The following is a 13704-nucleotide window of genomic DNA, read 5'->3' as shown; positions in this document are numbered from 1 at the left end:
CGCGTCAGCCTGCCAAAGAGCGCTGTCGCTCCGCTTCATACAAAGGGCGAACAATGGCGAATTCGCCGTCGATTTCCGAGACCAGTTTTTCAATGCCGGCCAGGTCTTTCTGCTTGGCGCGCTGCTCAAGTTCACCGCACAGCTCGGTCAACCGGGTAGCGCCCATATTGCTGCTGCTGCCCTTGAAGCTATGGGCGGTGTTCATGAGTTGCGCGGCATCTTCAGCCTTTCGCAACACGCGCAAGCGCTCTTCGGAATCGGCGATGAAGGTATCCAGCAACGTCGGATACTCACCCTCCATGACTTCCTGCAACGCGCTAAGCACGTCGCGGTCCAGATGTGTGTCAGCCACTTGCTCACTCCTTGATCAAGAATGGGTGAATTATGCCAGAGCCTCCCAGAAAAACTCCACGCGAGCACTACGACCATCGTTAGACCAGCTCGCGCTACGGCTCAATTGGCGAATCAGACTGACACCGCGCCCCGACAGACGGCCGCCATCGACGGGACGCTCCATCACCCGCGCCACATCGAAACCCTTGCCACTGTCTTCGACCCGCACAATCAGGCTGCCGCCCTTGCCCGTCGGCACGACCTGCAAATGCACTCGCACATAGCCGTCGCACAACGCCTCAAGCCGCTCATTGCGCGCTTGATAATAGCGCGCAAAACCCGAAGCATCGCGCTTGAGGCTTGAATCCAGCCCCAGCACGCCGTGCTCAAGGGCATTGGAATAAAGCTCTGCCAACACACTGTAGAGCGCGCCACTCTGAGCACGCAGGCCGTGGACCTCAAGCAGCAATTGCAATAGATACGGCAGCGGATTGAAACGTTTGAGGGTCTCGGCGCGAAACTCGAAACTCACCGACCAGTCAAGCGGACAGGACTGGCCACTGTCGGAATACACCGGCGCCGGCGGGATCAGTTGCGCGGCCTCCAGCAGACTGACCTCGACCATGCTCACGTCATCGCGGGCCTCGCCACGAAAATCCCGCAGCGCCTGCTCGATTTCTTCAAACAGCGCGTCTGGCTGGCGATTGGCCGCAAACACCCGCTGCAACCGCTCCACACCAAACAACTGTTCGTTGGCATCGCAGGTATCGATGACCCCGTCGGACAGCAGAAACACCCGATCACCAACGGCCATCGGAAACACTTCGGTGCGGTCACTGAAGATTTGCGGGCTGAGCACGCCCAGTGGCAAGTGCCGCGCCTTCAGCGGTGTGCGCTCACCGCTGGCGATGCTGTGCAAGTAACCGTCCGGCATTCCGCCGTTCCAGACTTCCACCGAGCGTCGCTGAAAGCTCAGGCACAGCAAGGTGGCGCAGCAGAACATGTCCACCGGCAGGATGCGCTTGAGCTTGGCATTCATCTCACGCAGGGTTTCAGCCAGGCCGTAACCCTTGGCGGTCATGCCGTAAAAGACTTCAGCCAGGGGCATGGCACCCACCGCGGCCGGCAGACCGTGGCCGGTGAAATCACCCAGCAGCACATTCATGTCGCCGGCCGGGGTGAACGCCGCGAGCAGCAGGTCGCCGTTGAACAGCGCATAAGGCGATTGCAGGTAGCGGATGTTTGGCGCACTCAGGCAGCCCGAATGCGCCACCTTGTCGAATACGGCCTTGGCCACCCGCTGCTCGTTGAGCAAGTAGTCATGATGTTTGGCGATCAGGTCGCGCTGCTGCAGCACCGTGGCTTGCAACCGACGCAAGCGATCCATGGCCTTGATCTTGGCAGCGAGGATCACCTGGTTGTAGGGCTTTGCCAGAAAGTCGTCGCCACCGGCCTCCAGGCACCGGGCCAGCGCCTCGCTTTCGGTCAGCGAGGTCAGGAAGATGATCGGCACCAGGGTTTCCCCGGCCAGCGCCTTGATCTGTCGTGCGGCCTCGAAACCGTCCATCACCGGCATCATGGCGTCCATCAACACCAGGTGTGGCCGCTGGTCGCGAAACGCCTCGACCGCTTCGGCACCATTGGCGGCCGTCAATACCTGGTGGCCCTGACGACGGACGATACTGGACAGGAGCATGCGATCGGCCGCGCTGTCTTCGGCGATGAGGATGGTCAGCGGATCAAGCGACGGCTGCATGACGGTCATGCAACGTCGAAGATTTGTTCAAAGTTGGAGATGGCGAGAATCTTGCGCACATCGGCGTTGGCGTTGGTCAACGTGATTTCGGCATTCTCGCCGCCGGCGTGATCACGCAACAGCAAAAGCATGCCGAGTGCGGAACTGTCGAGGTAGGTGGCGGCTTTAAGATCCACCTCGAACGATTCGGGCTTTTGCTCAAGCTTCTCGTAGGATTCACGGAATTCCTGATGCTTGGCGAAATCGAATCGTCCCTCGACCGAAATCGTCAGCTTTTTCCCATCCTGGGAGACTTTTGTAACAACTGGCATTTAACGGCTTCCTTGTCATGGGTGAACGTGCGTGTACAAGGTTTAGCACTTGGCGGAGATGGGAGCAAGGCGGGAAGTTATGGTGTCTGTCAGACCGCCTTCGCGGGCAAGCCTCGCTCCTACAGGTTTTGTGTCGTACACAGCAATTACGAACGACACGGATCCTGTAGGAGCGAGGCTTGCCCGCGAAGAACGATAACGCGGTCCGACTGACTCAATACGGATCATGCCTCGGCAACCGCTGGGACAATTCGTCCAGCAGCTTCTGCTCGCGCTTGTCTTCGAGCTTGCGCGCCTCGTCCATGTAGCGTTGTACAAGTTTGCGCAAGCCTTCAACCCGGGCAAACGCTTGCTGCCAGGACTCGCGCGCCTTGTTCAGGTTGTTCTGGTGCCAGTTCAGGCTTTGGCGCTGCTGATCGATGGCCGTGCCCAGTTGCGCCAGAAAGCCCTGATAGCCGAGCAGCCATTGGCCGGAAACGCCGGTGCTGCCACGCACGATCCATTGTTCCTGGTATTCAAGGCGGAAGTTTTCGAGATCGGCGAGTTTGCTTTCCGCCACACGAACCTGACCCTGGAAGTGCCCGAGGCGCATGACCGCGGTTTTTTCGGCCTTTTCGGCCATTTCCACCACGGGTGCCAGGCGTGCCGCGCGGCTCAGGGCCATGGCCGGTTAGCCGCCCGCTGCCGGAGCGAAGATCGAGGCGAGATGGTTTTCGCTGGCGCCCATGCCGATGTTGTCGTTCAAGCCCTGACGCAGATAAGTGGTCATGGCGGGCTGCAGGGAAATCGCGACGTCGGTTTCGCGATCACCACCCGGCACGTAGGCACCGACGCTGATCAAGTCGCGGCTTTGCTGATAGCGCGACCAATACTGCTTGAACATCTGCGCCCGCGCCATGTGCTCGGGGCTGACCACCGACGGCATGACCCGGCTGATGGAGGCTTCGATATCGATGGCCGGGTAATGACCTTCTTCCGCCAGGCGTCGGGACAGCACGATGTGCCCGTCGAGCACACCTCGCGCCGAGTCGGCAATCGGGTCCTGCTGGTCATCGCCTTCGGACAATACGGTGTAGAACGCGGTGATCGAACCGCCGCCCTTCTCGGCGTTACCGGCCCGCTCCACCAATTTCGGCAACTTGGCGAACACCGACGGCGGATAGCCTTTGGTCGCGGGTGGCTCGCCAATGGCCAGGGCGATTTCCCGCTGGGCCTGGGCGAAACGGGTCAGCGAATCCATGAGCAACAAGACGTTCTTGCCCTTGTCGCGGAAATACTCGGCGATGCGCGTGCAGTACATCGCCGCGCGCAGACGCATCAGCGGCGCATCGTCCGCAGGCGAGGCGACGACCACCGAACGCTTGAGCCCTTCTTCACCGAGGATGTGCTCGATAAATTCTTTAACTTCACGACCCCGTTCACCGATCAGCCCGACCACGATAATGTCGGCCTCGGTGAAGCGGGTCATCATGCCCAGCAGCACGGATTTACCGACGCCGGTACCGGCGAACAACCCGAGACGCTGACCGCGACCGACCGTCAACAAACCGTTGATGGTGCGAATCCCCACATCGAGTGGCTCACTGATCGGTTCGCGTTTGAGCGGGTTGATGGTCGGGCCGTCCATCGGCACCCAGTCTTCGGCCTTCATGCCGCCCTTGCCGTCCAGCGCACGGCCGGCACCGTCCAGCACCCGCCCGAGCATGCTCATGCCCATCGGCAAGCGGCCAGTGTCTGCCATAGGAACCACTCGGGCACCGGGCGCAATGCCGGCGACGCTGCCGACCGGCATCAGGAACACCTTGCTGCCGGAGAAACCCATGACTTCGGCTTCGACCTGCACCGGTTGATAACTGTCGTCGTTGATGACCATGCAGCGGCTGCCCATGGCGGCACGCAAACCTTCGGCTTCGAGGGTCAGACCGACCATGCGCAGCAGACGGCCTTCAAGGATCGGAGCCCCCGCCAGCGTAGTGACCTCGGCGTAGCTGCCGAGGCGCTTGGCGAAGCTGGTGCGATCAAGGCGCATCGGGGTCGTCCAGCTTCGGATCGACCGCAGCGACTGCAGGCTTTTCGTCGACCGGCAGTTCCAGGCTCAGATCCGGCGCGGCCGGGTGCAAGGCCTGGTCATGCAACTGATCGAACAGCTTGGCCATGACTTGGGCGACGCGGGTTTCAACGGTGGCGTCGATGCGACTGTGTTCGGTCTCGACCCGGCAACCGCCGGGTAGCAGGGATTCGTCTTCGACGATGCGCCAGGTTTCTTCATGGCGCTCGCGCAGGGCTTTGACCTGTTCGAAATCCTGCGGATTGATGTACAGCCGCACGTTACCCACGCCCAGCGGCAAGAGCTTGAGGGCTTCGCGCATGACGTGTTCGATTTGCGTCGAGTCGATGGCCAGTTCGCGCTGAATCACCTGTTTGGTGATGTGCTGCACGAGATCAACCAACGACTTTTCGATCTGGGTGTCCTGCTCGGCAATCGGCTCGAACAGGTTGGCCATCAGCTGTTCCAGGCCCGCGACTTTCGGCGCCAGGACGGCTTCGGCTTCCTGACGGACCTTGAGCGTGGTGCTGTGGAAGCCCTCTTTCTCGCCAATGGCGAAGCCTTCGTTGTAAGCCTCCTGACGGATGCTTTCGAGTTCTTCGAGGGTCAGTGGCTGGACTTCATCCAGCGGCACTTCTTCCATTTCCGGCGGTTCGGGCTCAGGTTCCGGCTCGGGCTCCGGCACAAAAGGATCGAAACTGGGCAACGCCCAGACGTCGAAACCGGCGACGGCCTTGCCTCGGATCAGGTCGGTCTGGGACTCATCATGTTTGGACGACATAGTGACCTTAGATCATCTCTTCGCCGCCCTTCCCGCCGAGAACGATTTCTCCGGCTTCGGCCATACGGCGGGCAATGGTGAGGATTTCTTTCTGCGCGGTTTCCACGTCGCTGACGCGCACCGGGCCTTTGGCCTCGAGGTCGTCGCGCAACAGTTCGGCCGCTCGTTTGGACATGTTCTTGAAGATCTTTTCCTTGACGCCTTCGTCCGAACCCTTGAGGGCCAGCACCAGCACGTCGGAGGACACTTCGCGCAGCAACGCCTGAATCCCGCGGTCGTCGACATCGGACAGGTTGTTGAACACGAACATGAGGTCTTCGATCTGACCGGACAGGTCTTCGTCGACTTCGCGAATCGAATCCATCAACTGGCCTTCGATCGAGCTGTCGAGGAAGTTCATGATGTCGGCCGCACGCTTGATGCCACCCAAGGTGGTGCGCGAGGCATTCGAGTTGCCGGAGAACTGCTTCTCGAGAATCTGGTTGAGTTCTTTCAGGGCGGCTGGCTGCACGGTGTTCAGCGAGGAGACCCGCAGGATGATGTCCAGTCGCACCTTGTGGTCGAAGTTGCCCAGCACTTCACCGGCCTGATCCGGATCGAGATACGCCACGACGATCGCCTGGATCTGTGGGTGCTCGTAACGGATCACGTCGGCGACGGCACGCGGTTCCATCCACTTCAGGCTGTCGAGGCCGCTGGTGTTGCCACCCAGCAGGATGCGATCGATCAGGCCGTTGGCCTTGTCTTCGCCCAGCGCCTGGGTGAGCATTTTGCGCACGTAGTCGTCGGAGCCGACGCCCAGGCTGGTCTGGTCGCCGACGATGTCGACGAACTCGCTCATGACCTGTTCGACCTGCTCGCGGTGCACGTTGCCCATCTGGGCCATCGCCACACCCACACGCTGGACCTCTTTGGGCCCCATGTGGCGCAACACTTGCGCAGCATCGGTCGAACCCAGGGACAGCAGCAGAATCGCGGCTTTGTCGACCTTGGTCAGTTTGGCGGCAACGGCTCGGTTATCACTCATCTGCGTTAATCCACTCTTTCACGACCTGGGCCACGCGACCCGGATCTTCTGCCACCAGACTCTTGATTGCATTCAACTGTGCGTCATAGCCTTCGCTCGGGCTCGGCAGCAGGATGCTTTGCGGACCACCGAGGCTGACGCGGTCGTTGGCCAGTTCGCCGTCCAGGCCGCCCATGCCACCGAGTTCCATGTCGTTGCCGATGCCGGCCAGCTGCTTGCCTTTGCCGCCACCGGTGATGTTGTTAAGCACCGGACGCAGCACACCGAACACCAGCACCAGGATGAACAAGACACCCAGCACTTGCTTGACGATGTCCCAGAACCACGGCTGGGAGTAGAACGGAATATCGGCAATCACTTCACCGCGCTCGGCGGAGAACGGCATGTTGATCACGCTGACGCTGTCACCACGGCTGGCGTCGAAACCGACGGCGTCCTGCACCAGGCGAGTGAAGCGCGCCAATTCATCGGCGCTCCACGGCGCACGTGTGGTCTCGCCGTTGGCGGCGTTGACCTTGACCTGATCGTCCACCACCACCGACACCGACAGGCGATTCAAACGACCCTGCTGTTGTTTGGTATGGCTGATCGAACGGTCGAGCTCGAAGTTCTTGGTGGATTGTTGACGCTTGTCCGCCGGGTACGGCGCCAGCATCGGCTGACCGGTGGCCGGGTCCATGATTTGCTGACCGTTGGCATCGATCAACGGCTGGCCTGGCTGAACCATGCCGGCTGCCGCGGTGCTGCCACCGGTGGTCTGCGGCGCGGAGGCTGGCGATGGCGGCTGGTTGCTCAGGGCACCCGGCACACCTTGCGGGCCATTACTGGCGGTGCGCTGTTCGTTGACCGACTGCTCGCTGCGCAACGCCGGTTGATCCGGGTTGAACTGCTCGGAGGTCGACTCGACGGCACTGAAGTCCACGTCAGCGGAGACTTCGGCTTTATAGCGGTCGTTGCCCAGTACCGGTTGCAGAATGTTGTGCACGCGCTGGGTCAGCATGGTTTCCATGCGACGGCTGTAGTCGAATTGCTTGCCGGCCATGGTCAGTTCGGAGTTTTCCGCCTGATCCGACAGCAGGTTGCCCTTCTGGTCGACCACGGTGATCTGGGATTTGCTGAGCTCGGGAACGCTGGTCGCGACCAGGTTGATGATCGCCACCACCTGACCCGGCTCCAGCGAGCGGCCGGAATACAGTTCAACCAGCACCGAAGCGCTTGGCTTGCGTTCGTCACGCACGAACACCGAGCTTTTCGGAATCGCCAAGTGCACGCGAGCGCCCTTGACGTTGTTCAGGCTGGAAATGGTCCGGGCCAGTTCACCTTCGAGGCCGCGACGATAACGGGTCGCTTCCATGAACTGGCTGGTCCCCAGGCCCTGATCCTTGTCGAGGATTTCAAAACCGATGTTGCCATCGCTGGGAGTGACACCAGCGCCCGCGAGCTTGAGCCGCGCACGGGACAGGTCATCGGCCTTGACCAGCAAGGCACCGGAGTTGGGTTCAACGGTGTAGGGAATATCGGCGGCGGCCAGGGTATCCATGACCTGCTTGGCGTCCATACCGGCGAGGCTGCCGTACAGAGGCCGGTAGTCCGGCTGCTGCGACCACAACACCACGGCAAAACCAATCGCCACGCTCGCAGCCAGGCCGACCAACAGGCCCACCTGACGCAACATGGTCATCTCGGAGAGGTTTTCCAGGAAGGACAAGCCGAACAGCGGCGGTTTGCCGTCTATCGGGGTGGCCTTGGCCGGAACGTTATCAGCGACTGCTTCTGCCATGACTCAATTCGTCCTTAAACCGGCATCTGCATGATGTCTTGGTATGCCTGAACCAGCTTGTTGCGCACTTGGGTCAACGCTTGAAAAGACACGCTGGCCTTCTGCGAGGAAATCATTACATCCGTCAGGTCGACGCCACTTTTGCCAATCTCGAAGGCACTGGCCAACTGACTGGACGCCTGCTGGGTGTCGTTAACTTTATTGACAGCCTGACCGAGCATGTCGGAAAAGCTGCTGCCACCCAGTTCAGGGACTGCGGCAGTCGATTTAGGCGCAGACATGGCATCCATTTGCATGGAACGCATGTCCAGCATCAACCGATTAAATTCAATACCTTGGCTCATGGTCTACTCTCGTTGGCGACCCGCAATTTTTTGACACTCACTCGGCGGGTAGTGAGGTGTTAGCAACAAGGGTGCCAGCTCCGTGGCTGCTCTGAACAAAAGCTCTTCCTGAGCTTCGCTGACAAACGAATCAGGTCGCGAACAAGTACGCTTCCACATCCATTCCGGCGTCGCGCATCTGCGCCAGCTTGTAGCGCAAGGTGCGCGGACTGATGCCCAATCGCTCGGCAGCCTCTTTGCGACGGCCGCGCTCGGAGCGCAAGGTGTCGATGATCATCTGGAATTCACGGCGGCGCAGGTCATCACCCAACGCCCCGGCCGATTCAGCCTCGACCTCCACCACCCGCACCGGCGCCAATGCCGGCAACGGCGCACAAGCCACCGGCCCGGACAGGCAGAAATCCTGAGGCTGGATCAAACCACCCTGTTGCAGAATCAAGGCTCGCTGTATCGCGTTATCCAGCTCACGCACGTTGCCCGACCACGGATAACCGACCAGGCACGCCTGCGCCTCAGGCGACAGTTTCGCCGCGGCATGCTTCATTTTATTGACGTGCTTGGCCAGCAGACGCTCGGCCAGCGGCAGGATGTCGGCGGTACGCTCGCGCAGCGGACGCCAGGCGAGCGGAAATACCGACAACCGATAGAAAAGGTCCTCACGGAACCGCCCCGCCGCCACTTCACCGGACAGGTCACGGTTGGTGGTCGCCACGACCCGTATGTCCAGGGTGATCGGCTTGCGCGCGCCGACCCGCTCGACTTCGCGCTCCTGCAACACCCGCAGCAGCTTGGCCTGGAGCCCGAGGGGCATTTCAGAAATCTCGTCGAGCAGGATCGTTCCGCCATCGGCCTGCTCGAACTTGCCTGCCTGCGCCGCAATGGCGCCGGTGAACGAACCTTTTTCGTGGCCGAACAAGGTGGCTTCGAGCATGTTGTCGGGGATCGCCGCGCAGTTGATCGCAATGAACGGCTGACTGGCGCGATGGGAATGCTGATGAATGTAGCGCGCCAACACTTCTTTACCGGTCCCGGATTCGCCGGAAATCAATACCGTCGAATCGCTGCGCGCGACTCGCGCGGCCAGTTCCAGCAATTGCACACTGGCCGGCTCGAAGGCGATCGGCCCTTCGCTCTCGGTCGCGCCGAGCGCGCCCAATGCGTGCCGCGCCACCAGGTCGAGCAAGGCTTTGGGCTCGAACGGCTTGACCAGATAATCCGCCGCGCCCTGGCGCATCGCATCGACCGCCCGCTCGACGGCACCGTGAGCAGTCATCAGCAACACCGGCAGCTGCGGCTGACGCGCTCGCAGCAAACCGAGCAGCTGATGACCGTCCATGCCCGGCATATTGACGTCACTGATCACCAGGCTGAACGCCTCGTTGCCGACCGTCGCGAGCGCCTCTTCCGCCGAACCGACGGCCGTGTAATCGTGCCCCGCGAGCAGCAGCGTATCGGCCAATGCTTCGCGTAGCGCGCGGTCGTCCTCGACCAGCAAAACCTTGATTGCCATGTCCTTCACTCCGCTCCCTGAGCGTTGGGCTGCTCACCGGAAAAAAGCGGCAGGATGACCTGCGCGCAGGTACCGCGACCCGGCCGCGAGCGCAACTGCAATTCTCCCTGATGTGCACGGGCCACCGCCTTGACCACGGTCAGGCCCAGGCCGGTCCCGGTGGTTTTAGTGGTGAAAAACGGCTCGCCCAGGCGTGCCAGCACTGTACCGTCGATGCCGCTGCCGCTGTCACTGACGCACACGCGCAGGTTGTTTCCCCTGGCATAGAAATGCACTTTCAAGCGGACATCACCGGCACTGGCCTGGATAGCGTTCTCGATCAGATTGAGGATTGCGCCGACCAGGGTGTCGCGGTTGCACAGTAATTCGCCGGCATGACTGTCGCACTGCCAGCGAATCGGCAGGTCCTGAACATGAGTCAGCGCTGCCGATTGCAGCGATTGCATCAGTTGCTTGGGCGTGACACGGTCGGTCAACGGCAGCTCTCCGCGCGCGAACACCAACATGTCGCGAACCTGATGCTCAAGCTCATGCAAACGCTCTTTCAGGCGCCCGGCAAAACGTTGCTGCGTGGCGACCGGCAATTCCTGCTCAGTCAAATGACTGGCGTAGAGCAAGGCGGCGGACAGCGGCGTACGAATTTGATGAGCCAGCGAGGCGACCATTCGACCGAGGGACGACAGGCGTTCGTGGCGGGCCAGCTGATCTTGCAGATGTCGGGTTTCAGTCAGGTCGTTGAGCAATACCAACTGCCCGGGCTCGGCATCCAGCGAGCGAGTGGCGATCGACAGACGCCGACCGTCCTTGAGGGAGATTTCGTGACCGTCGTCTTCGCGGGGGGCAAAGCAGCGAGCAATGACATGGCGCCAGAGCTCGCCTTCAAGGGGCAGACCGAGCAACTCGCAGGCCGCTGGGTTGGCTTCACGCACAATGCCCTGAGCATCGATGACGATGACGCCGCCAGGCAACAGATCGAGGAGGTTTTGCAGACGGTTGGCCAGGCGCTCCTTTTCCGCCAGCTCTTGCATGCGCTGAGCGCTGACTACCGCCAGTTCACCCTTGAGCTCGGTGACACGGGCTTCCAGCAAGCTGTAGGAATCAGTCAACTGGCTCGACATCTGGTTGAACAGCGAGAACGCCTGCTCAAGGCCAAGCCGGCTTGCCTGCTCTACGGACGACGGTTGCCCCGAAGCGTCTGGGACAGGAGACATCTGGGCGGCTTGGGGCATCGTGCACTCTCGCTAGGCTGACCGTCAGTTAAACGGAACGTTGCGAGGGATGTAGCAATACCCGTGCCTAAAAAAAACCGCCTACAAATGAACGACTTGAAAAACAGGCGTCAATCATCCGCCTGTTCATCACCGTCGCGACGGCTCATGCCGTACTTGCGCATCTTCTCCACCAGGGTGGTGCGACGAATACGCAGGCGTTCTGCAGCACGCGCCACGATGCCATTGGCATCGTCCAGCGCCTGCTGAATCAAGCCCTGCTCCAGACCACCGAGGTAGTCTTTGAGGTCCAGGCCTTCGGGCGGCAGCATGGCGTTGGCGGTGAAGTCCGGCGTATGACCGTTGATGGCCACTCGCTCTTCAAGATCGCTGCGCAGGCTGTCGACCAGTTGCTCGTCTTCGTCATCGACGTAGCGGAATTTTTTCGGCAGTTCGACCACGCCGATCACCCCGTATGGGTGCATGATCGCCATGCGCTCCACCAGGTTGGCGAGTTCGCGAACGTTGCCCGGCCAGCCGTGACGGCACAGCGACATGATCGCCGCCGAGTTGAAGCGGATCGAACCGCGCTTCTCGTGCTCCATTCGTGAGATCAACTCGTTCATCAGCAACGGGATGTCTTCGACACGCTCGCGCAGCGGCGCCATCTCGATCGGGAACACGTTCAGGCGGTAGTACAAGTCTTCGCGGAAGGTGCCGATCTCGATCATGCTTTCGAGATTCTTGTGAGTCGCGGCAATGATGCGCACGTCGACGCTCTGGGTCTTGTTGCTGCCCACGCGTTCGAAGGTGCGTTCCTGCAGGACGCGGAGCAACTTGACCTGCATCGGCAGCGGCATGTCGCCGATTTCGTCGAGGAACAAGGTGCCGCCGTTGGCCAACTCAAAACGCCCGGCGCGACTGGTGATCGCCCCGGTGAAAGCGCCCTTCTCGTGGCCGAACAATTCGCTTTCCAGCAACTCGGCCGGGATCGCCCCGCAGTTGACCGGAACGAACGGCGCGTCACGGCGCTTGGAGTGGTAGTGCAGGTTGCGCGCGACCACTTCCTTGCCGGTGCCAGACTCGCCAAGGATCAGCACGCTGGCGTCGGTGTCGGCCACTTGCTGCATCATCTGGCGGACGTGCTGAATCGCCCGGCTGGTGCCGACAAGGCTGCGAAAAAGATTGGGTTCGCGATGACGACCGCGCTCGCGGGCCTGGTCATACATCTCGCGATAGACCTGGGCACGGTGCAGCGAGTCGAGCAATTTGCTGTAGCTGGGTGGCATTTCCAGGGTCGAAAGCACTCGGCGACGCTGGTCTTCGGGCAAGTCAACGGAAGAATTATCACCCATTAACAAAACCGGAAGGAACTCATCCCAGGTTGCGAGTGTCTTTAACAAGCCCGGAAGTGCGCCAGGAGCATTGACCGTCCCGATAAGGACACAGATCACTTCACGACTTGATGACAAAGAGCCGACAGCCTGCTGCCAGTCATGGCTACCGCAGGGTAAATTTTCTTCGCCGAGAAAATTCAAGATCACCGCCAAATCGCGGCGGCGGACGCTATCGTCATCAATCAGCAGAATTTTGGTTTCACGCCACATGCAATAGCAACTTCCCTAGTCAACTCAATGCCCAAAATGATGGGGCAAGCTAGACGCTTGCAGACACGTTATGCCTGTAGACGCCTGAAATCTGGAACCAGCCACTAGTTAAGTCAAAAAACCGTGCACAGTCAAATTTATGGCGCACTATGTTTGGATTAACTGAGGATTAATTAACCAAACAGATGGTAAACCTTTGCCGCGCTCTGTGCTTGATGGATCTGCGACATCTCATCGACTATCGCCTGCCTCTCCCCCGTCGCCGCCTCCAGAAGCTGCTTGTACACCCCCAGCAACTCCTCAAGGTTATCGCGCAGAGCAGTCTCGTCCACCGACGCTTCACTCAAGACGTCTTCCATGCAGGAACGACACGCCAGGTCCAACTCACCGATGGCCTCCCAGTTTCGCTCGGCCAATGCACCGACCAGGGCTTCGCGGGTGTGCTCGATTCGCTGCAATACAAGACTCATGGTGATCTCCTTAAAACTGCGGACCCGGCGCGGCAATAGCATCCCAACCGTCTTTGACTGTTCGAAGCAAATCAGAGACTTCGTCGAGAATCGCCGGATCGGTTTTGATATTGGCCTCGGCCAGACGCTTCATCATGTAGGTGTACAGGTTGTCCAGTTCACCCACGGTTTCGACGGAGTTCTCAAGGTCCAGACCTTCACGCAAACCACCAATGATGCCGATGGCCTTGCCGATCAGAACACCCTTGTTCGGAATGTCTTTGCGCTCAATTGCGCCCTTGGCCTGGGCGATACGGTCCAGCCCGCCTTCCATCAACATCTGCACGAGACGATGCGGGCTGGCTTCGGAAGTCTGCGCCTGAGCGCCAATCTTCTGGTATTGGCGAAGGGCTAACATTGGATTCATGTTGTACCTCATCAAAATGCTGTAGTTCGTATAACCAGTGTATCGACGACGCGTCAAAAAACTTTAGATTCAAATGCAAAAAGCCCGGAGCGCTTGAAAACGCTGCCGGGCTTTTGGCGTTGTG

General features: G+C 60.3%; 14 protein-coding genes. All 14 read right to left on the bottom strand.

The window, feature by feature from the left end; translation table 11 throughout:
• Positions 1–4: 4 nt before the first annotated feature.
• The gene (locus ACA051_RS08855; protein WP_497374409.1) at positions 5–352 is read right to left on the bottom strand and encodes an Hpt domain-containing protein; all 348 of its coding nucleotides are present in this window, start codon (positions 350–352) and stop codon (positions 5–7) included.
• Positions 353–382: 30 nt separating this feature from the next.
• Positions 383–2089, bottom strand: coding sequence for an ATP-binding SpoIIE family protein phosphatase (locus ACA051_RS08850; protein ID WP_497375527.1), 1707 nt, complete (start codon positions 2087–2089; stop codon positions 383–385).
• A gap of 5 nt (positions 2090–2094) precedes the next feature.
• Positions 2095–2400, bottom strand: a complete 306-nt coding sequence (locus tag ACA051_RS08845) for an STAS domain-containing protein (protein ID WP_497309199.1) — start codon at positions 2398–2400, stop codon at positions 2095–2097.
• A gap of 214 nt (positions 2401–2614) precedes the next feature.
• On the bottom strand, positions 2615–3064 hold the full coding sequence (gene fliJ / locus ACA051_RS08840) for a flagellar export protein FliJ (RefSeq protein WP_010456956.1): 450 nt from the start codon (positions 3062–3064) through the stop codon (positions 2615–2617).
• Positions 3065–3070: 6 nt separating this feature from the next.
• Entirely contained in the window at positions 3071–4429 is a 1359-nt protein-coding gene (gene fliI / locus ACA051_RS08835) for a flagellar protein export ATPase FliI (protein ID WP_077748627.1), read from the bottom strand.
• Positions 4419–5228 (bottom strand): flagellar assembly protein FliH, encoded by an 810-nt coding sequence (gene fliH / locus ACA051_RS08830; RefSeq protein WP_497309196.1) that lies wholly within the window; start codon positions 5226–5228, stop codon positions 4419–4421. The genes fliI and fliH overlap by 11 nt, the downstream gene beginning before the upstream one ends.
• A 7-nt stretch (positions 5229–5235) precedes the next feature.
• Positions 5236–6255: a flagellar motor switch protein FliG gene (fliG, locus tag ACA051_RS08825; protein WP_007894195.1), complete on the bottom strand. Its 1020-nt coding sequence runs from the start codon at positions 6253–6255 to the stop codon at positions 5236–5238.
• Positions 6248–8035, bottom strand: a complete 1788-nt coding sequence (fliF, locus tag ACA051_RS08820) for a flagellar basal-body MS-ring/collar protein FliF (protein ID WP_497309194.1) — start codon at positions 8033–8035, stop codon at positions 6248–6250. Before fliF ends, fliG begins: the two co-directional genes overlap by 8 nt.
• A 14-nt stretch (positions 8036–8049) precedes the next feature.
• Positions 8050–8379 carry a flagellar hook-basal body complex protein FliE gene (gene fliE, locus ACA051_RS08815; RefSeq protein WP_010456962.1) on the bottom strand — a complete coding sequence of 110 codons (330 nt, stop codon included), beginning with the start codon at positions 8377–8379 and terminating at the stop codon, positions 8050–8052.
• A 130-nt stretch (positions 8380–8509) separates the two neighbouring features.
• A complete protein-coding gene (locus ACA051_RS08810) occupies positions 8510–9889 on the bottom strand; it encodes a sigma-54-dependent transcriptional regulator (RefSeq protein ID WP_497374407.1) in 1380 nt (459 codons plus the stop codon).
• Positions 9890–9894: 5 nt separating this feature from the next.
• Entirely contained in the window at positions 9895–11100 is a 1206-nt protein-coding gene (locus ACA051_RS08805; protein WP_497310556.1) for a sensor histidine kinase, read from the bottom strand.
• A gap of 128 nt (positions 11101–11228) precedes the next feature.
• A complete protein-coding gene (locus tag ACA051_RS08800; protein ID WP_150712167.1) occupies positions 11229–12704 on the bottom strand; it encodes a sigma-54 dependent transcriptional regulator in 1476 nt (491 codons plus the stop codon).
• Positions 12705–12877: 173 nt separating this feature from the next.
• Positions 12878–13174, bottom strand: coding sequence for a flagellar protein FliT (fliT, locus tag ACA051_RS08795; RefSeq protein WP_403099428.1), 297 nt, complete (start codon positions 13172–13174; stop codon positions 12878–12880).
• A gap of 10 nt (positions 13175–13184) precedes the next feature.
• Positions 13185–13580, bottom strand: a complete 396-nt coding sequence (gene fliS, locus ACA051_RS08790) for a flagellar export chaperone FliS (RefSeq protein ID WP_497309188.1) — start codon at positions 13578–13580, stop codon at positions 13185–13187.
• Positions 13581–13704: the final 124 nt, after the last annotated feature.

The organism is Pseudomonas sp. LBUM1669 (assembly GCF_059695705.1).
This window is presented reverse-complemented; position numbering and strand designations above follow the sequence as displayed.

Bases quoted from the DNA above. Each gene is read 5' to 3' on its own strand.
- fliF (WP_497309194.1), bottom strand. From the start codon at position 8,035: ATGGCAGAAGCAGTCGCTGATAACGTTCCGGCCAAGGCCACCCCGATA.
- ACA051_RS08805 (WP_497310556.1), bottom strand. From the start codon at position 11,100: ATGTCTCCTGTCCCAGACGCTTCGGGGCAACCGTCGTCCGTAGAGCAG.
- fliI (WP_077748627.1), bottom strand. From the start codon at position 4,429: ATGCGCCTTGATCGCACCAGCTTCGCCAAGCGCCTCGGCAGCTACGCC.
- fliJ (WP_010456956.1), bottom strand. From the start codon at position 3,064: ATGGCCCTGAGCCGCGCGGCACGCCTGGCACCCGTGGTGGAAATGGCC.
- fliS (WP_497309188.1), bottom strand. From the start codon at position 13,580: ATGAATCCAATGTTAGCCCTTCGCCAATACCAGAAGATTGGCGCTCAG.
- ACA051_RS08810 (WP_497374407.1), bottom strand. From the start codon at position 9,889: ATGGCAATCAAGGTTTTGCTGGTCGAGGACGACCGCGCGCTACGCGAA.
- fliH (WP_497309196.1), bottom strand. From the start codon at position 5,228: ATGTCGTCCAAACATGATGAGTCCCAGACCGACCTGATCCGAGGCAAG.
- fliE (WP_010456962.1), bottom strand. From the start codon at position 8,379: ATGAGCCAAGGTATTGAATTTAATCGGTTGATGCTGGACATGCGTTCC.
- ACA051_RS08850 (WP_497375527.1), bottom strand. From the start codon at position 2,089: ATGCAGCCGTCGCTTGATCCGCTGACCATCCTCATCGCCGAAGACAGC.
- fliT (WP_403099428.1), bottom strand. From the start codon at position 13,174: ATGAGTCTTGTATTGCAGCGAATCGAGCACACCCGCGAAGCCCTGGTC.
- ACA051_RS08845 (WP_497309199.1), bottom strand. From the start codon at position 2,400: ATGCCAGTTGTTACAAAAGTCTCCCAGGATGGGAAAAAGCTGACGATT.
- ACA051_RS08800 (WP_150712167.1), bottom strand. From the start codon at position 12,704: ATGTGGCGTGAAACCAAAATTCTGCTGATTGATGACGATAGCGTCCGC.
- fliG (WP_007894195.1), bottom strand. From the start codon at position 6,255: ATGAGTGATAACCGAGCCGTTGCCGCCAAACTGACCAAGGTCGACAAA.